Below are 17,584 nucleotides of genomic sequence, written 5' to 3'. Positions count from 1 at the left end.
CGAACGGGCCCGACCCCCACGCACCGGGGGTCGGGCCCGTTCGGCGTATCCAACGGCTGCCTGCCGGTCATCTGGCCGTCACGTCGGTGTCGTCACCCGGACCGGTCGCTCCACCACGCTCGGTCGCGTCGGACCAGCCGCGCGACCAACGGAGGATCAGCTGTGGCAGTCGAGGAGGCGACGGACCGCCCACCGACCACCCGACCCGACGTGAGCGTGGTCGTGCCGGTCTACAACACGCTCCGCTACCTGCGGCCCTGCCTCGACTCGCTGCTGCGGCAGACCATCGGGCCCGACCGGATGGAGATCGTGGCGGTGGACGACGGGTCCACCGACGGCAGCGGTCGCCTGCTGGACCGGCTCGCCGCCCGGCACCCCGGCACGCTGCGGGTGATCCACCAGGCCAACTCGGGCGGCCCGGCCGCGCCCTGCAACCGAGGGTTGGAGCTGGCCACCGGCCGGTACGTCTTCTTCCTCGGCTCGGACGACCGGCTCGGCCCCGAGGCGCTGGAACGACTGGTCGCCGCCGCCGACCGGTACGGCTCCGACGTGGTGCTCGGCAAGGTCGTCGGCGTCAACGGCCGGCACGTCTTCGCCGACGTGTTCGCCGCCGGCAACGCGGTCGACGTGAGCCTGTTCGACTCGGCGCTGCCCTGGTCGCTGGCGAACACCAAGCTGTTCCGCCGCGACCTCGTCGACCGGCTCGGGCTGCGGTTCCCCGAGGACATGCCGGTCCTCAGCGACCAGCCGTTCACGCTGGCGGCCTGCTACCACGCCCGCCGGATCTCGGTGCTGGCCGACTACGACTACTACCACGCGGTACGCCGGCTGGACGCCCGCAACATCACCTACCACAGTCGGGTCGACCAGCGGCTGGTCAGCGTGGAGCGGCTGTTCGCGTTCGTCGCCGACCTGATCCCGGCCGGCGAGCGTCGGGACGCCGTGCTGAGCCGGCACGTCGGGCTGGAGCTGGCCCACCTGGTCGGCGACGACTTCCGCCGGCTGGACCGGGCCACCCAGGAACGGGTCCACGCGACGGTCCGTCGGCTGGTCGACCAGCATGTCACCGACGGCGTCCGCAACCGGCTCGACATCGAGGCCCGGCTGCGTCTGGGCGCGGTGACCGGCGGCGGCGTCGACGAGTTGCTGGCGGTCATCGCGCAGGACACCGACCGGGGCGTACCGGCGACGGTGGTGGCGGCCGGGCGGTGGCACGCCGGCTACCCGGGTGCTCCGGCGGCGTGGACCGACGTCACCGACGTCCGCGCCGACTGGCTGGCCCGGCTGGACACCGTCGAGGTGAGCTGGGTCGACGGGCACACCGTGACGGTGACCGCGCGCAGCCCGTACCCCCGGTTCGCCGCGGAGGCCGGGCCGGTCCGGCTGGTGGCCGGCCCGGTCGCCGGGACCACCCGGCTGGACGCCACCGACCCGACCGGGCGGACCGTGCGCACCGACTTCCCGGTCGACCGGCTCCTCGCCGCCAGCGCGGCCAGCGGCCAACGGCATCCGGTCCGCGCCGACGTGGACGGCGGGCACGGCCGCGGCGGCGCGCCGGTCCGGGCGCCCCGACTGGCCGCCGGCCGGCCCCGGCTGCTGCGGCACGGCGCCCGGCTGTACGGGGTGGCCGCGACCGTCGATCCGCGCAACGGGCAGCTCGTCCTGTCGGTGGTGCCGGTGACCGTGGGGCAGCTCGTCAGTCGGGTACGACGTCGCCTCTCCGGCGCGACACGGCCGGCGGGCGCGCCGCCCCGGCCCGGGGTGGTCCCGGCGGGGAGCGTCCCCGAACGCGCGGGCCACCACGCCGAACCCGCGCCGGCGAAGCTGGACCACCTGACCGTCGCGTCCTGAGGCCGGCCGCGTCCGGTCAGGGGGCGGGGCGGAGGCGCTGCTCCAGCGGCATGGGGACCTGGAGGTACGTGGTGCCGCGCAGGTCCAGCCAGGCCCGCTCCGGCGCGCGGACCAGGCGCACCATCACGCCGGTGCACGCCGGGCACCGCCCGACCAGGCCGGGGGCGTGCGAGTAGACGTGCAGGCCGGCCATCGGGCCGGTCATGCCGCAGGTGTCGCACCGCCCGGTGGTGGCGCTCAGGTCGACCGCGAGGAGTTCCCGCAGCGGTCCGTCGAGCATGTTGCCGTCCAGGTAGGACAGTTCCGTCATGCGCCCTCCTCGGGTCGTCAGCCGGTCGGGCCGAACCGTTCGGTCCGCACCCGCCGCGTCGGATGGCCGAGCCCCACCAGCAGGTCGGCCACGGTCTCCACGAATCCGGTCGGACCGCAGACGTAACAGAGCGGCTCCAGCGCCGGCGGCCAGCCGTGACTGTTCACGTCGGCCAGCCCGATCCGGTGCGGCTCGCCCCGCCAGCCCTCGGGCGCCCGCCGGGTGTAGACGTACGCGACGTCCAGGCCCTGGTCGTCGCGGGCCCGGCGGCGCAGCTCGTCGGCGTAGATCACGTCGTCCGCGGTCCGTACCGAGTAGATGAGCCGGAACGGCGTCCGGCTGCCGGCCGCCCGGCGGGCCCGGATCATCGCCATCAACGGCACCACCCCGGAACCGCCGGCCACCAGCAGCACTGGCGCGGCCCCGTCGGTCCGCCAGACGAACCAGCCGCCGACCGGGCCGCGGACCTCCACCGGGTCGCCCTCGGCGTACGTGTCGACCAGGTACGGCGACACTTCGCCGTCGGTCACCCGCTGCACGGTCACCTCGATCCGCCCGTCCCGCGCCGGGCCGGCGAGCGAGTACGAGCGGGCCGCCTGGTAGCCGTCGGCGGCGGTCAGCCGCAGGTCGACGTGTTGGCCGGGCAGGTGCCCCGGCCAACCGGGCACGTCCAGCACCAGTGTCTGGGCGGTCGCCGTCTCGACCCGCCGCTCGACCAGCCGGGCCACCCGCCAGGTCAGCGGGGCCGCCCGGCCGCCGGCGGTCGGCGCGGTCACCTCAGTCGCCCTGGTAGCGCTGCTCGCGCCACGGGTCGCCGTAGTCGTGGTAACCGGCCGTCTCCCAGAAACCGGGCCGGTCGTCGACGAGCAGCCGGATGCCGTGCACCCACTTGGCGGACTTCCACAGGTAGAGGTGCGGCACGAGCAGCCGGGCCGGGCCGCCGTGCTCGGCCGGCAGCGGGCGCCCGTCGTACGTGTGCACCACCCAGGCCCGCCCGCCGCGCAGGTCGTCCAGGGGCAGGTTGGTGGTGTAGCCGCCGTACGAGTGCGCCAGCGCGTGGCGCGCGTCGGTGTCCACGCCGTCGAGCAGCGTGTCCAGCGAGACGCCCTGCCAGGTGGTGCCGAGCTTGGACCAGCGGGTGACGCAGTGCAGGTCCACCGTCGGCGTGTCCTGCGGCAGGCGCATCAGCTCGTCCCAGGACCAGCGGTGTTCCGCGCCGGTCTCGCTGGTCAGCACGAACTCCCAGGTGTCGGGCGCCACGCGCGGTGTCGGGCCGGCGGAGAGCACCGGGAAGTCCTCGGTGAGGTACTGCCCCGGTGGCAGGTCCGGCGCGGACGAACGGGGCCGGCCCTGAAATCCCGGCGACACGATTCCCACCCGTCAGTCCTACCACCCCGGCCGCGACCGCACACCGCTTCCCGGGGCAAGGCGTCAGGCGTGGCCCCCGCCCTGCGTCTCGTGCACGACGGCGCGGTCGCCGTCGCCGCTGCCCCGGGTGGCGCGGAGGCTGGTGATGGTGACGATCACCAGGACTCCGATGATCACACCGAGCGAGGCCAGCGTCGGGATCTCCGGCACGCCCTTCCAGATGCCGTGCGCCCAGTGCAGGCCGAGCTTGATCCCGATGAAGGCCAGGATGACGGCGAGCCCGTAGCTGAGGTGCACCAGCCGGCTGAGCGCCGCGTGCAGCACGAAGTAGAGCGCGCGCAGGCCCAGCAGCGCGAACGCGTTGGTGGCGAAGACCAGGTACGGGTCCTCGGTGATGCCGTAGACGGCGGGCACCGAGTCGACCGCGAAGACGATGTCGGTGGCCAGCACCGCGACCACGACCAGCGCGAACGGGGTGAGCGCCCGCCGGCCGTGCTGCCGGATGGTCATCCGGGTGCCGTGGTACTCCTCGACCACCGGCATGACCTTGCGCAGCAGCCGCACGGACCGCATCTTGTTGATGTCGACCTCCTGCTCGTGCCCGGAGAGGGCGTCGCGCAGCAGCTTGACCGCGGTGGCGATCAGGATGATCGCGAAGAGCAGGAAGGCGAAGTCGAGCGTCTGGAGGGCGGCGGCGCCGAGCGCGATGAAGATCGCGCGCAGCACCAGCGCGCCGGCGATGCCGTAGAGCAGCACCCGCTGGGCGAGCACGGCGGGCACCGCGAACGCGGCCAGCAGCAGCATGAAGACGAACAGGTTGTCGACCGAGAGCGACTTCTCGACCAGGTAACCGGTGAGGTACTCGACCCCCTGCTGGCTGCCGTAGCGGGACCAGATCCACGCGCCGAACGCCAGCGGCAGGGCGATGTAGAAGGCCGACCAGCCGAGCGCCTCCCGGATGGAGACCTCGTGCGGTTTGCGGGTGACCAGGAAGTCCAGCACCAGCAGCGCGAGCACGCCGGCGATCGTCACCGCCCACAGTGTGGGTGTGCCCACCGACGACAGGCCGGCGGCGGACAGGTAGGACACTTCGGTCATGGGGCCTCCTCGAACACCGTGTCATGTTCGAGGTCTCCTTCACCCACGATTTCGTGGGCAACCACCCGAGGCTCGCCCCCGGGGCTCGCCGTACTGACCGGAATGGTTCGTGGGAAGTACTCCCCTCGCGGTTCCAAGGCTAGGCCACCCGGAGCCGGACGCCAAGTCGAGGACCGGATGATTGCCCTGGTCAACCGCTGTACGGGCGGTCGGGGCCGTGGCGTGCCGGGGTCCGGAGCCCTAGGGTGACGCGGGTGACCAACACCGGACCGCTGACCGGCGTACGGGTGATCGAGCTGGCCGGCATCGGCCCGGGGCCGTTCGCCGCCATGATGCTTGCCGACCTGGGCGCGGACGTGGTCCGGGTGGACCGGGTGGGCGGCGGCGGGTTCGGCGCGTTCCCCGGCGACCTGCTGAACCGCAACCGGCGCTCGGTCGCGCTGGACCTCAAGCACCCGGACGGCCGGGAGCTGCTGCTGTCGCTGGTGGCCGGCGCGGACGCGCTGGTGGAGGGCTTCCGGCCGGGGGTGGCCGAGCGGCTCGGTCTCGGCCCGGAGGAGTGCCTCGCCGCCAACCCGCGCCTGGTGTACGGGCGGATGACCGGCTGGGGGCAGGACGGGCCGCTCGCCCGGACCGCCGGCCACGACATCGACTACCTGGCGCTGACCGGCGCGCTGCACGGGGTGGGCCGGGCCGGCGAGCGTCCGGTGCCGCCGATGAACCTGCTCGGCGACTTCGGCGGCGGCGGCATGATGCTGGCCCTGGGCGTGGTCGCGGCCGTGTACGCGGTCCGCGGCGGCGCGCCCGGCCAGGTGGTCGACGCGGCCATCGTGGACGGGGTCTCGGTGCTGGCCACCCAGATCCACGCGCTGCGCGGCCTCGGCCTGTGGCAGGACCCGCGGGGCGGGAACCTGCTCGACGGCGGCGCGCCGTTCTACGACACGTACGAGTGCGCCGACGGGCGCTACGTGGCGGTGGGCGCGTTGGAGCCGCAGTTCTACGCCGAACTGGTCCGGCTCACCGGTTTCCCGCTGGACGGCGACGACGCGCCGGACCGCGACGACCCGGCGAACTGGCCGGCGTTGCGGGCGGCCTGGGCGCGGCTGTTCCGGACCCGGACCCGGGACGAGTGGGCGGAGCTGCTGGCCGGCACGGACGCCTGCGTGGCGCCGGTGCTCGACTGGGCGGAGGCACCCCGGCATCCGCATCTGGCCGCCCGGGACGTCTTCGTCGCGCCGGACGGGGTCGTCCAGCCGGCCCCGGCGCCACGCTTCTCGGCCACGCCGACCGCGGTCCGCCGCCCGCCGCCGCGACCGGGCGAGCACACCGACGAGGTGCTGGCCGACGCCGGCGTGGACGCCGCCCGGATCGCCGCGCTGCGCGCCGCCGGCGCGGTCGGCTGAGCGCGCGCCGCGCGAGCCGCGACGCCTCACTCTTCGCAACTGTCGCCGCGGTCACTCTCCGTTGCCCCGCGGCACGGGCGGCAGGTGCAGCCGCTGACCCCTTTGCTCTGCAGCCATCAGCGCATCGGGGCCGTGAGCTGGTCGCGAAGGGTTCCCGTGCGGCGGACGATCGAGCCGGCGTGGTTACTCCAGGTGTGGGATGCGCCCATGGCTGCAGAGCAAAGGCGGTTCCGGGTGACCGCGCCGGCCCGGCCGTCGTGACGGACGGTATCCACCTTCGGCGCGGGCCGGATCCAGCGTGGGCCACGCCGGCCATTGCCGGCCAACGCCGGCGCCGGACGGTGCCACCACCCGCCGGCGCCGGACGGCGTCAGCGCCGGCGGGTGGTGGCGGGCGCGAGCGCCGGCTCCACCAGGTCCCGGTAGTCCCGGGGCAGTTGCACCACCACGTCGGCGAACTCGCCACCGCTGATCGCCTCGTGCAGCGTGGCGAACACCGCCCGCGCCGCGCCCCGGGCGGTGTTCTCGTCGCAGCCGGCCCGGTGGGCGACCCGGGCGACGAACTCGACCGCCCCGAACCGTTCGGCCGCCTCGGTGTGCGGCTGCGGGTTGAGCGCCCCCCGCAGCGGCTTCGGCAGTTGCGCGGCGAGGTCCAGCACCTCGCCGCCGGTCAGCCGCTCGGCCAGCGTCCCCAGCGTGGCGGCGGTGAGCGTCGCGGACCGGTCCTCGGCGGTGCCGGTGAGCCGAGCGACCCGGGCCACGAACATGTGGTGGTCCATCGGTGGTACCCCCTTCGGTGCGCGCAGGGCGGCTACCCGTCACGGCGCGACGGAAACCGCGGGAGATCGGGGCGTGAGCCGCCGCGTTGCGGGTAACCGCCGCGCGGTCACGACCCCGACGACTGGCGCGAGGAGCCCGACCCATGGCGAGCTATTCGGACGTCCTTGAGTACCTGTCCGCGCTGGACTACCCGGCCGGGAAGAACGACGTCATCCGCGAGGCGGAACGGGAGGGCGCGCCGCCCGACGTGTTGCGGGCGTTGCGCGCGTTGCCGCCGGTGGACTACGCCAACGGCACCGAGGTGGCGCGGTCGGCCGGGATCGACGCGGCCCCCGAGGTCAGCCGGTCGCAGCGGGCCGCCCAGGCCCGGGACGACCATTCCCGCGTCTCGCAGCACGTGCGCCGCATCTGAGCCCGTCCGGCGCCGCCCGGTCGCGTCGCGGCCGGGCGCGACGCCGTGCGCGGCGGCGCGGCGGCTCACCGGGGGGCCGGGGGGCCGGCGACAGGCGGGCGCCCCGGGTCACGAACCGCGACCTGGGGCGCCACGCAACACCTGGCCCTGACGGTGCGCGCCCGAACCGGGTCGCGATCACCAGGCGGTGGATGTTCGCCCGAACCGGGCGGGCATCACTGCCACGATCATCATACGACGAGCCATCAGCCGAACGGGTGAGATTCCGGAAAGTGTGTCCGGCGGCACGTGCCTCAGCCGCGGACGTCGCCGCTGCGGTCGCGGGCCTTGAGCCGGGTGGTGGGCAGCGCGGGCGCGGGCAGCGGCGGGGCGGCGTCGTCGGCGACCGTGCCGAACCGGCGACCGGCCATCCAGTCCTCCCGCGCGGCGGCGACCTCCTCATGCGAGCGACCGACGAAGTTCCACCACATCACCAGCGGCTCGTCGAACGGCGCGCCGCCGAGCAGCAGCAGCCGGCTGCCCGGCGCGGCGCCCACCGTCAGCGCCGTCCGGCCGGCGCCCAGGTAGAGCAGCGACCCCGGGGCGAATGCCACCCCGTCGGCCTCGGCCGAGCCGGACATCGCCAGCAGCCCGTACTCGAAGTCGGGGCGCAACCGCAGCGTGGCTGCCGCCGGACCGCGCGCCTCGAGCTGCGCGCCGAGCAGCGGGGTGTGCGCGACGGCCGGTGAGCGTTCCCCGCCGAACTCCCCGACGAGCAGCGTCAGCTCCAGGTCGCCGTCGCGCCACCGGGGCAGCTCGGCGTGGTGGGCGAAGTCCGGGTCGCCGGCCCGGGCCGGGTCGGGCAGCGCGACCCAGAGCTGCACGCCGTGCATCAGCGGCGGGTGGACCAGCGGTGAGCGCTCCGAGTGGGCGATGCCCCGGCCGGAGGTCATCACGTTGAGCTGGCCGGGGCGGATCGGTTGCACGTTGCCGAGGCTGTCCCGGTGCAGGATCTCGCCGTCGAGCAGCCAGGTGACGGTCTGGAGGCCGGTGTGCGGGTGCGGCGGCACCTCCATGCCGGGCCGCTGCGCCACGTCGTCCGGGCCGAAGTGGTCGACGAAGCACCACGCGCCGACCATCCGCCGCTGCCGCTGCGGCAGCAGCCGACGCACCGTGGTGTAGCGGCCCAGCGGCACGTCGTGGCCGGGCAGCAGCACGCTGCCCGGGTCGGTGGCGCCGACGCCGGGTGGGAGCGTCTGCGCGGGCAACGATTCGGTACGGTCCACCGCCCGAACTGTACGCTCAGTCCGCGGTGACGCTCACCGCGTTCGCGCCGGCCACCAGGTCGAGGTAGAGCCGGTCCGCCGCCCGGTCCCAGCCCGGTGAGCTGACCACGTCCCCGGCGGCGATGCCGGCGCGGCGCTCGTCGTACACGGCCAGCGAGCCGGCGCCGGACGCCACCCGCACCCGGGCCGGCGGCCCGCCCGGCACGGTCACCGTCAGCTCGCTGACCCCACCGGTCATCCGCACGGTGAGCGTGCCGTCGAGCGGGGGCAACCGCAACCGGGTACGCGACGCGCCGCCGATCAGCTCGATCCCCGCGAGCCGGGCCGCGCCCAGGTCGAGCCGCTGCTCACGCACGCCGCCGACAAGTCGTACCCGCCAGGTCAGCCGGGCGTTGAGCACCACCTCGACGGCGGCCGGCCCGGCGCGGCCGTTCTCGACGATCCGCAGCCGGACCCGGTCACCGTCCACCCGCGGGCGGGGCGTCACGCCGGCGTCGTCCGGCGCGCCGATCCGGTACAGGTCGTCGCCCAGGTCGGCGGCCCGCAGCGTGAAGCTGGTCAGGCCGTCGACCAGCTCGAAGTCGGCCCGCCGTCGGTCCCCGCGCGGCGCGGTGAGCGTCTCGATGGCGGCCACCTCGGCGCCGCCGACACCGCCGGAGCCGCCCGGGTCGGCGGCCGGCGAGGGCGGCGGGCCGCCCGAGAAGACCACCCCGAGACGGGCCGGATTGGACAGCGTCACCGCGACCGCCACCGCGCCGAGCACGACCACCAGCACGGCGGCGGCGGACAGCCAGCGGGCGGCGCCGGACCACCGTGTGTCGGGCCGGTCAGCGTCGTCCCCGGATGCCGTCATGGTCGTCCCCTCTCGCCGGTCCCCACCGGGTCATACGTCTCCGTTTCCGCCACGGTTCATTCCGGCGGCCACTGTGGCCGGACGGGTCGACCGAGCGACCGGTCAGTGATTGACAGTCCTCAACCTCGGGCCTAGGTTCAGGTCGCTACCGGCCGGTAGGCATCCGTCCCGCCCCGCCGTCCCGCGCCCCGGGGCGGCACCCGTCCCCGGGGAGCAGCGATGCAGACCTCACCCACCCGCCGGCTGCTCGCCGCCGGCGCCGCGCTCGCGCTCGCGCTCGGTCTGGTCGGCGCGGCGCCCGCGCACGCCGCCGGCCACGACGACGGCAGCCAGCCGCTGCCCGGCTACACCATCGTCAACCCGCCGCTGCCGCCGCTGGTCGTGGACGGCGCCGCCACCACCGTCCGGCAGGGCGTGCACGCGCACGCCGGCTACGTCGTCGAGGTCCCGGCGAAGTGGAACGGCGACCTGGTGATGTGGGCGCACGGCTACCGCGGCCAGGGCACCGAACTCTCCCCCGAGCCGCCCGCGTTCGACCTGCGGCAGCGCCTGCTGTCCCAGGGGTACGCCTGGGCGTCCTCCTCGTACGACCGCAACGGCTACGACGTCCGCTCCGGCGTGCTCGGCACCCGGGCCCTCGCCGACCTGTTCGCCCGCACCGTGCGACGGCCGCACCGGGTGCTCATCGCCGGCGTCTCCCTCGGCGGGCACGTCATCGGCCGCTCGCTGGAGCAGTACCCGGGCTACTACGCCGGCGCGCTGCCGATGTGCGGAGTGCTCGGCGACCAGGAGCTGTTCGACTACCTGCTCGACTACAACCTGGTCGCGCAGGCGCTGACCGGCGTGCGCGCCTACCCACCGCCGGCCGACTACCTGACGAACGCGGTCCCCCGCATCCAGGTGGCGACCGGGCTGGCCGGCCTCACGCCCACCGGCCCGGACACCACCAACGCGCTCGGCAGGCAGCTGCGCGCGGTCACCGTGGCCCGCTCCGGCGGCGTCCGGCCGGGCGCGGACGCGGCGTTCGCGGTGTGGAAGGACTTCCTGTTCGGCATCGCCACCACCAACGGCGGCGACTCCCCCGCCCAGCGGCCCGGCCAGCTCGCCACGAACCTGTTCACCAGGTACGCCCCGAACCAGCCGGTGGACCTGAACGCCACCGTGCAGCGGGTCGCGCCGGAGAACCTCCGGGAGCGGCTCTCCCCCGGCCTGACCGAGGTGCCCCGGATCGCCGGCCGCCCCACCGTGCCGGTGCTCAGCCTGCACGGCCTCGGTGACCTCTTCGTGCCGTTCCGGATGGAGCAGGCGTACGCCCGCGACGTGGCCCGGCACGGCCGGTCCCGGCTGCTGGTGCAGCGGGCGGTGCGGAGCACGCAGCACTGCGAGTTCAGCCCCGCCGAGGCCGGCGCCGCCTGGGACGACCTGACCCGCTGGGTACGCACCGGCCAGCGCCCGGCCGGCGACCCGGTCACCGACCCCCGGGCGGTGGCGGCGCCGGGCTTCGGCTGCCGGTTCAGCGACCCGGCCGCCTGGACCGCCGGCACCGGCACCCGCCGCCTCTACCCGGCCTGCTGATCGTCGTCGGTGCCGTACCAGCCGCCCCGGTAGACCGTGCCCGACCGGGGCGGGGCCTCCGGGGCGTCCGGGGTGGACCGGCGGTTGCGGCGGACCCGGCTCACCACGAACCAGCCGACGCCGCCCACGACCGCCAGGATGACCACGTTCTGGAGCGTGCCGACGTACGCCTCGACCACGTGCCAGTTCTCGCCCAGCAGATAGCCGGCGAGCACGAACGCGGTGTTCCAGATCAGACTGCCCAGCGTGGTGAAGAGCAGGAACACCGGCACCGGCATCCGTTCCACGCCGGCCGGGATCGAGATCAGGCTCCGGAAGATCGGGATCATCCGGCCGAAGAACACGGCCTTGACGCCGTGCCGCAGGAACCACGCCTCGGTGCGGTCCACGTCCGCCAGCTTGATCAGCGGCAGCCGGCCGGCCAGGGCGCGCATCCGGTCCCGCCCGAGCGCCGCCCCGACGTAGTAGAGCGCCAGCGCGCCCAGCACCGACCCGAGCGTGGTCCAGGCGATCGCGCCGAACAGGCTCATCCGGCCCTGGCTGGCGGTGAACCCGGCCAGCGGCAGGATGACCTCGCTGGGAATGGGCGGGAACAGGTTCTCCAGCGCCACCGCGAGCCCGGCCCCGGGGCCGCCGAGGCGTTCCACCAGGCCGGTGACCCAGCCGACGGGTCCTTCGCCGGCCGGCTCCGCGGCCCGCGCGGCACTCACCCGGGGGCCGGCGAGCAGCTGTGCGTTTCCGATCATCCGACCACGGTACGGGGCGACCCGGCCGGCGACCACGGAAAGCGGCACCGGTTACGGTCGAACCGCGGTCACCCGGCCGGGTCGCGGTTACCCGGCCGGACCGTCCGACGCCGGCCGGTCAGCCGCCGCCACGCAACCGGTCGTAGGCGTCGAGCAGTCGGCGCAGCGCGGCGGCGGTGGCGCCGTCGAGCTTGTCGTCCTCGGCCGCGTCCTCGATCCGCTCGTGCAGGTCCTCGACCCGCTTGGCGCGGTCCCTGAGCTTGCCCCGGTCCAGCTCGGCGGCCTTCTTCCGCAGGTCGTCGGCGGTCTTGCGGTCGATCAGCCGGGCCGCCTCGGCGCGGTCCAGCAGGGCGGTGAAGCGGTCCGCGAGCTGTCGGGCGGTGACCGGCTCGGCCGCCGCCGACGACGGCGCGACGCGCGTCGGCGCCGGGCGGGCGCTGCTCGACGCGGGCGCGGACGGTGGGGCCACGGCCGGCGGCGTGGCGGCCCGCGGCGTCCCGGAGCGGCTGTCGAAGACCAACGCGCCGACCAGCGCGAGCAGCAGCACCACCGCGCCGGCGACCAGCACGCCGGTGAGCCGGTTCGGCGGGACCTCCGGGCGGGTCGGCGGGACCGGGCGGGCCGCCCCGGCTGGCCGCGCGATCAACGTGGCGGGGTGCGCCACCCGGGACACCGTGGGCAGGACCGCGGTCGGCGGGTCGACCGGGCGGCCGGCGCCGAGCCGGTCGGCGACCCGGGCGGCGGTGGGTCGCCGGGCCGGATCGAGGGCAAGGCAGGCCAGCACCAGGTCGGCGACGTCGGCGGGCAGCCCGGGCACCCGCAGCGGCGGCACCGGGGGACGCCGGTCCCGCAGGTCGACCACGTCGTCCCAGGTCCGCACCGGCAGCGGGGGCCGACCGGTGAGGCTGCGGTAGAGCAGCGCGCCGAGCGCGTACACGTCGCCGGCCGGATGGGTGGGCCCGGGATCGAGTCGTTCCGGGGCGAAGTAGGCCGGGGTGCCGGCCAGCGGTTCGCCGGCCGGCCCGGCAGCCGGTTGGTGCGGGCCGGCCGGCGCGGCGATGCCGAAGTCGAGCACCTTCGCGCCGGTCTCGGTGAGCATCACGTTGGCCGGCTTCACGTCCCGGTGCACCACGCCGATCCGGTGCGCGGCGGCCAGCGCGGCGGCCACCTGCCCGGCCGTACGGAGCGCGTCCGGCCAGGCCAGCGGCCCACCGGCCAGCCGGTCGGCAAGTGTCTGACCGGCCACCAGCTCCATCACCAGGTACGGCGTGACCACCCCGCCGGGCAGCGTGGCCTCGCCGTAGTCGTACACCTGGGTCACGTGCGGGTGGGTGAGCCGCGCGGCGGCGCGGGCCTCACGCTGGATGGTGGCGCGCAGCTGCGGGTCGGCGGCGAGCCGGCCGGCGAGCGCCTTGACCGCGACCGGGCGGTGCAGCACCTCGTCGTCGGCGCGCCACACCTCGGACATCCCACCGAGCCCGATGCGCTCGCGCAGGATGTACCGGTCGTGCAGCCGGAGGTCGGGCGTGAACGGCGACATGATCCCCCAGTCTGCCCGGCCACCCCCGGGCCGCACCAACCCGCATCCGGCTCGGGCCGGGCGGCGCGTCGGTCAGGGCTTGCGGGCCACCCCGCCGTACATGCTGACGTCGGCCGCCGAGGGCCGCGGCTCGGGCTCGCCGTCGGCGCGCCACTCGGCCACCGAGCAGACGCCCGGCTCGACCATGTCGAGGCCGTCGAAGAAGCGCACGAACTCGTCCCGGCCACGCAGGTTGATGGTGCCGTGCGGGCCGCCCCGGGCCGCCGCCCTCGCCTCGTTCGCGAGCGGGACCGGCAGGTGGTCGTGGGTGGCGTGCGAGGCGACCAGGTAGCTGCCGGCCGGCAGCGCGTCCAGCAGCCGGGCGACCGTGGCGTAGGGGTCGTCCGGGTCCGGCACGAAATGCAGCACCGCGATGAGCATCAACGCGACCGGCTCGGACAGGTCCAGCGTGCGGCGCAGGTCGGGGTGGGCCAGGATCTTCTCCGGGTCGCGCAGGTCCGCGTCGAGGTAGGCGGTGGCGCCCTCGGGTGAGCTGGTGAGCAGCGCCCGGGCGTGGGCCAGCACGATCGGGTCGTTGTCGACGTAGACCACGCGGGCGCGCGGGTCGGCGGCCTGGGCCACCTCGTGCGTGTTGTCCGCGGTCGGGATGCCGGTGCCGATGTCGAGGAACTGCCGGATGCCCGCCTCGGCGGCCAGGTGCCGGACCGCGCGCCGCAGGAACCGCCGGTTCTCCAGCGCGCTGAGCCGGATCGTCGGGAAGGCGGCGGCCATCGCGTCGCCGGACTCCCGGTCGGCCTGGAAGTTGTCCTTGCCGCCGAGCCAGTAGTTGTACCGCCGGGCCGGGTGGGCCACCGAGGTGTCGATCCGGTCGGCCGGGTGGCCCGGCTCGGTCGCCGTGCCGCTCGTCTCGCTGGTCAAGGCCGCCTCCACGACTCGCACGCCACCGTTGCGGGGCGGACGTGCGTCCACTGTCTCCGGTCGTCGGTCATGGTATAGCCCGCCGCGGCGGGGGTCAGGCCGGGTAGAGCTCGTCGCGGACCCGGGCCAGCAGCTCCGGGGTGCGCTCCGGCGGCGCGGCCTCGACGCACAGCCGCTCCATCGCCTCGGCGTAGTAGTCGAGGTCGTCGCGCTTGTCGAGGTAGATGGCGCTGGTCAACTGCTCGATGTAGACGATGTCCGGCAGGTCCTCGTCGCCGAAGCGCAGGATGCTGAAGGCGCCGCTGGCGGCCGCGTGCCCGCCGGCGGTGAACGGGACGATCTGGAGCCGCACGTGCGGCGCGGCGGTCGCCTCGATCAGCGCGTCCAACTGCTCGCGCATCACCGCGGCGCCGCCGATCGGCCGACGCAGCACCGCCTCGTCCAGCACCGCCCACAGCTGCGGCGGGTTGGCGCGACGCAGCAGCTCCTGGCGCTCCATCCGCAGGTCGACGCGTCGGTCCAGCTCCATCGGCGCGGCGCCGCGGTGCCCGAGCAGGATCACCTCTCGCGCGTACGCGGCGGTCTGCAGCAGGCCCGGCACGAACTGCACCTCGTACGTGCGGATCAGCGCGGCGGCGGCCTCCAGCCCGAGGTAGGACTGGAACCAGGCGGGCAGCACGTCGCCGTAGCGGTGCCACCAGCCCGGGCTGTTCGCGTCCCGGGCCAGCTTGAGCAGCGCGGCGCGCTCGTCCGGCGCGGTGACGCCGTAGAGCGTGAGCAGGTCGGCGACATCGCGTTCCTTGAACCCGACCCGACCCAGCTCCATCCGGCTGATCTTGGACTCGGAGGAGCGGATCTCCCAGCCGGCGCCCTCCCGGCTGACCCCGGCGCCCTCCCGCAGGCGGCGCAGCTGCGCGCCGAGCAGCATGCGCAGCACCGTGGGACCACTTGTCGGTCCACCCTCGACGGGCACCGTGACCACCTGACCGCCCTCGCATCCCGGCTGCTCCCCGACCGGGTGCCCTCCCGGCCGACGAGTAAGCATGCCATGAACCGACAGTGAGGTGAACTCCTCCGGACGGTGGAATCAGTCCCGTCCACGGGACGGCGGGATCAGGTGGTCGAAATCCCCGTCCCGGGCGCCGAGCACGAACGCCTCGATCTCGTCCACGGTGTAGATCAACGCCGGCCCGTCGGGGTGGCGGGAGTTGCGTACCGCGATGCCGCTGCCGCCGGGCAGCTCGGCCAGCTCGACGCAGTTTCCGCTGGGATTGCTGCGGCGACTCTTCAACCACTGCATCGGGGGCAACTCGGTCACGGGTACGCCATTCGGGGGCGATTGCATGGGCGTCCTTCGGGAAGAGCCAGCCGAGGCCGCGGGGAGGTGCGGTGGGTGGCGACGTCTGTCGACTGAGGTTTGGAATGCACGTGCATCTGCTATTGCATCTGCAATGGACAGCGAGCATGATAACCGAACTACGGTGTGCCGGGTCGCTCACTTTCGGTGACCTGAACCCGGCCCTCGGAAGCCGCTGCGCGCGGCCGGGGACTGGTGAGGAGGGCGCGTGCCGGATCCGATTACCGTCGCCTCCGGCATCTCCGCCGCCGGCGCGCTGCTCTCCGCCTGGCAGCTCCGCCGCCGGGCCGTACGCGCCGAGGCCGAGCTGGAACTGCTCCAGGCGGAGCTGGCCGCCGAGCGGCACGCCGCCAGCCACGACCCGCTCACCGGGCTGCCCAACCGCCGCGCCTTCTTCCGGCTGGCCGCCACCCTGCTCACCGATCCCGCCGGGCAGCCGCTGGTGGCGGTGGTGCTCGACCTGAACGGCTTCAAACAGGTCAACGACCGCTACGGGCACGCCGCCGGGGACCAGGTCCTGGTCAGCGTGGCCCAACGACTGGCCGCCTTCGCCGGCAACAACCTGGTGGCCCGACTCGGCGGTGACGAGTTCGCCGGCCTGCTGGCCAGTCCCACCGCCGACCGGCGCTGGATCGAGCACGCCACCCGCCGGCTCTGCGAGGCGCTGGCCGCGCCGATCCCGCTCGGCGGGCGCAGCATCCGGGTCACCGCCTCGGTCGGGCTCGCCCCGGTGCACGGCCCCGCCCAGCTCGCGGACGCACTGTGCCGCGCCGACGCCGCCATGTACGAGGCGAAGACGCTCGGTGCCGTCCGCCCACCACGCCAACTCGTCGCCGAGCACTGACCCGCCCCACGGTCAGCGCCGGCCGGTCCTCCGGGCGGGCGTGGACTCCGGACCGGTGGCTCAGCGCCAGCCGTAGCCGGTGCGCAGCGCCTGGCCGACCCGCTCGAACCGGGGCCGGTCCAGCACCGCGCCCTCCCGGCGGATGCTGTCCTCGCGCATGGTGAGCACCCGGTCCAGGCGGACCCAGCTCGGCCGTCGGTCCCGGTCCCACTCCCCCGGGCCGAGCGACAGCCAGTGCCGCTGGCCGTCCCGCTCGCCCTGACTGGACAACATCAGCCCGAACAGCGTGCGGCTCTGCCGGCCCACCACCAGCACCGGCCGGTCCTTGCCCTGCCGGGGGTCGTCCTCGTAGGGCACCCACGTCCAGACGATCTCCCCCGGGTCGGCCTGCCCGTCCGGCTCCGGCGCGTACGACAGCTCGCGGCGCTGCAACGCGCTGACCTGGCGCCGGCGCGCGACCTGGGCCGGGATCGGCCCGCCCGGGCGGGCCGGCGCGGCGGCGCCCCCGGTGATCCGACCCAGCCGGGACGCCACGTTCCTCAACAGACCTGCCACGGCCGGCAGCCTAGCGGGTCGGCGCGCGGGGGAAACCGGTGGCGGCCCACCGCCCGGTTCGCCACCATGCAGCGGTGACCGTTCCCCGCCACCAGATCCGGGCCGCCTTCACCGACGGCACCGTCACCGTCTACCAGGCGTACCCGGCGGAGATCGCCGACGCGGCGCTGGCCGCCGGCCGGTTCGTGCCGCCGTTCAAGCGGGAGCGGATGACCTGGATCAAGCCGTCGTTCCGCTGGATGATGTACCGCTGCGGCTGGGCGCTCAAGCCCGGCCAGGAACGGGTGCTCGCGGTCGAGATCAGCCGCGCCGGGTTCGAGTGGGCGCTTCGGCACGCCTGCCTCAGCGACCACGACCCGCGGCTGCACCCGGACCGGGACGCCTGGCGTCGGGCCCTGCGGGCCAGCCCGGTCCGCGTGCAGTGGGACCCGGAACGGTCGCTGCTGCTGGCCCCGCTGTCCCACCGGTCGGTGCAGGTGGGACTCTCCGGCGAGGCGGTCCGGCGGTACGTCGACGAGTGGCTGGTCGGCCTCACCGACGTCACCGCGCTGGCCCGGTCGGTGCACGGTCGGCTCACCGCCGGCGACGAGGCCGGCGCGGCAGCGCTGCTCCCGCGGGAACGGCCGTACCCGTTGCCGCCGGAGGTGGCCCGGGTGATCGACGCCGACTGACCGTCCGGGCCGGCGGGCCGGGCCGGGCCGGACCAGCGA

General features: G+C 75.1%; 19 protein-coding genes. 6 read left to right on the top strand and 13 right to left on the bottom strand.

The window, feature by feature from the left end:
• The first annotated feature begins 162 nt into the window (after positions 1-162).
• Positions 163-1,851 (top strand): glycosyltransferase, encoded by a 1,689-nt coding sequence (locus OG767_RS14900; RefSeq protein ID WP_405093946.1) that lies wholly within the window; start codon positions 163-165, stop codon positions 1,849-1,851.
• Between the two features lie 16 nt (positions 1,852-1,867).
• Here the strand turns inward: OG767_RS14900 and OG767_RS14895 are convergent, their stop codons facing one another.
• From OG767_RS14895 to OG767_RS14880, 4 genes are all read right to left on the bottom strand, one after another.
• Positions 1,868-2,161: a DUF6510 family protein gene (locus OG767_RS14895; RefSeq protein ID WP_107155648.1), complete on the bottom strand. Its 294-nt coding sequence runs from the start codon at positions 2,159-2,161 to the stop codon at positions 1,868-1,870.
• Between the two features lie 17 nt (positions 2,162-2,178).
• Positions 2,179-2,937 carry a ferredoxin reductase gene (locus OG767_RS14890; RefSeq protein ID WP_405093945.1) on the bottom strand — a complete coding sequence of 253 codons (759 nt, stop codon included), beginning with the start codon at positions 2,935-2,937 and terminating at the stop codon, positions 2,179-2,181.
• A 1-nt stretch (position 2,938) separates the two neighbouring features.
• The gene (locus tag OG767_RS14885; protein ID WP_405093944.1) at positions 2,939-3,529 is read right to left on the bottom strand and encodes a sulfite oxidase-like oxidoreductase; all 591 of its coding nucleotides are present in this window, start codon (positions 3,527-3,529) and stop codon (positions 2,939-2,941) included.
• Between the two features lie 63 nt (positions 3,530-3,592).
• On the bottom strand, positions 3,593-4,627 hold the full coding sequence (locus OG767_RS14880) for a TerC family protein (protein ID WP_405093943.1): 1,035 nt from the start codon (positions 4,625-4,627) through the stop codon (positions 3,593-3,595).
• A 245-nt stretch (positions 4,628-4,872) separates the two neighbouring features.
• Here OG767_RS14880 and OG767_RS14875 point away from each other — a divergent pair, with 245 nt between their 5' ends.
• Positions 4,873-6,030: a CaiB/BaiF CoA transferase family protein gene (locus tag OG767_RS14875; RefSeq protein ID WP_405093942.1), complete on the top strand. Its 1,158-nt coding sequence runs from the start codon at positions 4,873-4,875 to the stop codon at positions 6,028-6,030.
• A gap of 370 nt (positions 6,031-6,400) precedes the next feature.
• Here OG767_RS14875 and OG767_RS14870 read toward each other — a convergent pair whose 3' ends face one another.
• Complete coding sequence (locus OG767_RS14870) at positions 6,401-6,808, bottom strand: DUF2267 domain-containing protein (RefSeq protein WP_405093941.1); 408 nt, start codon at positions 6,806-6,808, stop codon at positions 6,401-6,403.
• A gap of 143 nt (positions 6,809-6,951) precedes the next feature.
• Between OG767_RS14870 and OG767_RS14865 the strand changes: the two genes are divergently transcribed.
• Entirely contained in the window at positions 6,952-7,221 is a 270-nt protein-coding gene (locus OG767_RS14865; protein ID WP_107155473.1) for a DUF2795 domain-containing protein, read from the top strand.
• Between the two features lie 293 nt (positions 7,222-7,514).
• On the opposite strand, the gene OG767_RS14860 is transcribed toward OG767_RS14865, so the two are convergent.
• Both OG767_RS14860 and OG767_RS14855 read right to left on the bottom strand, forming a co-directional pair.
• On the bottom strand, positions 7,515-8,486 hold the full coding sequence (locus OG767_RS14860; protein WP_405093940.1) for a pirin family protein: 972 nt from the start codon (positions 8,484-8,486) through the stop codon (positions 7,515-7,517).
• A gap of 16 nt (positions 8,487-8,502) precedes the next feature.
• Positions 8,503-9,339, bottom strand: coding sequence for a hypothetical protein (locus OG767_RS14855; RefSeq protein WP_405093939.1), 837 nt, complete (start codon positions 9,337-9,339; stop codon positions 8,503-8,505).
• Positions 9,340-9,558: 219 nt separating this feature from the next.
• Here OG767_RS14855 and OG767_RS14850 point away from each other — a divergent pair, with 219 nt between their 5' ends.
• Positions 9,559-10,914 (top strand): alpha/beta hydrolase family protein, encoded by a 1,356-nt coding sequence (locus OG767_RS14850; protein WP_405093938.1) that lies wholly within the window; start codon positions 9,559-9,561, stop codon positions 10,912-10,914.
• Here the strand turns inward: OG767_RS14850 and OG767_RS14845 are convergent.
• From OG767_RS14845 to OG767_RS14825, 5 genes are all read right to left on the bottom strand, one after another.
• Complete coding sequence (locus OG767_RS14845) at positions 10,899-11,660, bottom strand: DedA family protein (protein ID WP_405093937.1); 762 nt, start codon at positions 11,658-11,660, stop codon at positions 10,899-10,901. The genes OG767_RS14850 and OG767_RS14845 overlap by 16 nt on opposite strands.
• A gap of 118 nt (positions 11,661-11,778) precedes the next feature.
• Positions 11,779-13,200, bottom strand: coding sequence for a protein kinase domain-containing protein (locus tag OG767_RS14840; protein ID WP_405093936.1), 1,422 nt, complete (start codon positions 13,198-13,200; stop codon positions 11,779-11,781).
• A gap of 72 nt (positions 13,201-13,272) precedes the next feature.
• On the bottom strand, positions 13,273-14,118 hold the full coding sequence (locus OG767_RS14835; protein WP_405093935.1) for an SAM-dependent methyltransferase: 846 nt from the start codon (positions 14,116-14,118) through the stop codon (positions 13,273-13,275).
• 94 nt (positions 14,119-14,212) lie between these two features.
• A complete protein-coding gene (locus OG767_RS14830) occupies positions 14,213-15,100 on the bottom strand; it encodes a helix-turn-helix transcriptional regulator (protein ID WP_107155467.1) in 888 nt (295 codons plus the stop codon).
• 105 nt (positions 15,101-15,205) lie between these two features.
• Positions 15,206-15,463: a DUF397 domain-containing protein gene (locus tag OG767_RS14825; RefSeq protein WP_107155466.1), complete on the bottom strand. Its 258-nt coding sequence runs from the start codon at positions 15,461-15,463 to the stop codon at positions 15,206-15,208.
• 220 nt (positions 15,464-15,683) lie between these two features.
• On the opposite strand from OG767_RS14825, the gene OG767_RS14820 reads away from it, so the two are divergent.
• On the top strand, positions 15,684-16,319 hold the full coding sequence (locus OG767_RS14820) for a GGDEF domain-containing protein (RefSeq protein ID WP_405093934.1): 636 nt from the start codon (positions 15,684-15,686) through the stop codon (positions 16,317-16,319).
• A 60-nt stretch (positions 16,320-16,379) separates the two neighbouring features.
• On the opposite strand, the gene OG767_RS14815 is transcribed toward OG767_RS14820, so the two are convergent.
• Positions 16,380-16,874 (bottom strand): type II toxin-antitoxin system PemK/MazF family toxin, encoded by a 495-nt coding sequence (locus OG767_RS14815; RefSeq protein WP_405093933.1) that lies wholly within the window; start codon positions 16,872-16,874, stop codon positions 16,380-16,382.
• A gap of 74 nt (positions 16,875-16,948) precedes the next feature.
• Between OG767_RS14815 and OG767_RS14810 the strand changes: the two genes are divergently transcribed.
• On the top strand, positions 16,949-17,545 hold the full coding sequence (locus OG767_RS14810; RefSeq protein WP_405093932.1) for a DUF4291 domain-containing protein: 597 nt from the start codon (positions 16,949-16,951) through the stop codon (positions 17,543-17,545).
• The last annotated feature ends 39 nt before the right edge of the window (positions 17,546-17,584 follow it).

Source organism: Micromonospora sp. NBC_01392 (assembly GCF_045040125.1).
GTDB lineage: Bacteria > Actinomycetota > Actinomycetes > Mycobacteriales > Micromonosporaceae > Micromonospora.
The sequence above is the reverse complement of the archived record's forward strand: the minus strand, read 5'-3'. Positions and strand labels throughout refer to the sequence as shown.

Bases quoted from the DNA above. Each gene is read 5' to 3' on its own strand.
- OG767_RS14895 (WP_107155648.1), bottom strand. From the start codon at position 2,161: ATGACGGAACTGTCCTACCTGGACGGCAACATGCTCGACGGACCGCTG.
- OG767_RS14880 (WP_405093943.1), bottom strand. From the start codon at position 4,627: ATGACCGAAGTGTCCTACCTGTCCGCCGCCGGCCTGTCGTCGGTGGGC.
- OG767_RS14870 (WP_405093941.1), bottom strand. From the start codon at position 6,808: ATGGACCACCACATGTTCGTGGCCCGGGTCGCTCGGCTCACCGGCACC.
- OG767_RS14865 (WP_107155473.1), top strand. From the start codon at position 6,952: ATGGCGAGCTATTCGGACGTCCTTGAGTACCTGTCCGCGCTGGACTAC.
- OG767_RS14855 (WP_405093939.1), bottom strand. From the start codon at position 9,339: ATGACGGCATCCGGGGACGACGCTGACCGGCCCGACACACGGTGGTCC.
- OG767_RS14850 (WP_405093938.1), top strand. From the start codon at position 9,559: ATGCAGACCTCACCCACCCGCCGGCTGCTCGCCGCCGGCGCCGCGCTC.
- OG767_RS14845 (WP_405093937.1), bottom strand. From the start codon at position 11,660: ATGATCGGAAACGCACAGCTGCTCGCCGGCCCCCGGGTGAGTGCCGCG.
- OG767_RS14840 (WP_405093936.1), bottom strand. From the start codon at position 13,200: ATGTCGCCGTTCACGCCCGACCTCCGGCTGCACGACCGGTACATCCTG.
- OG767_RS14825 (WP_107155466.1), bottom strand. From the start codon at position 15,463: ATGCAATCGCCCCCGAATGGCGTACCCGTGACCGAGTTGCCCCCGATG.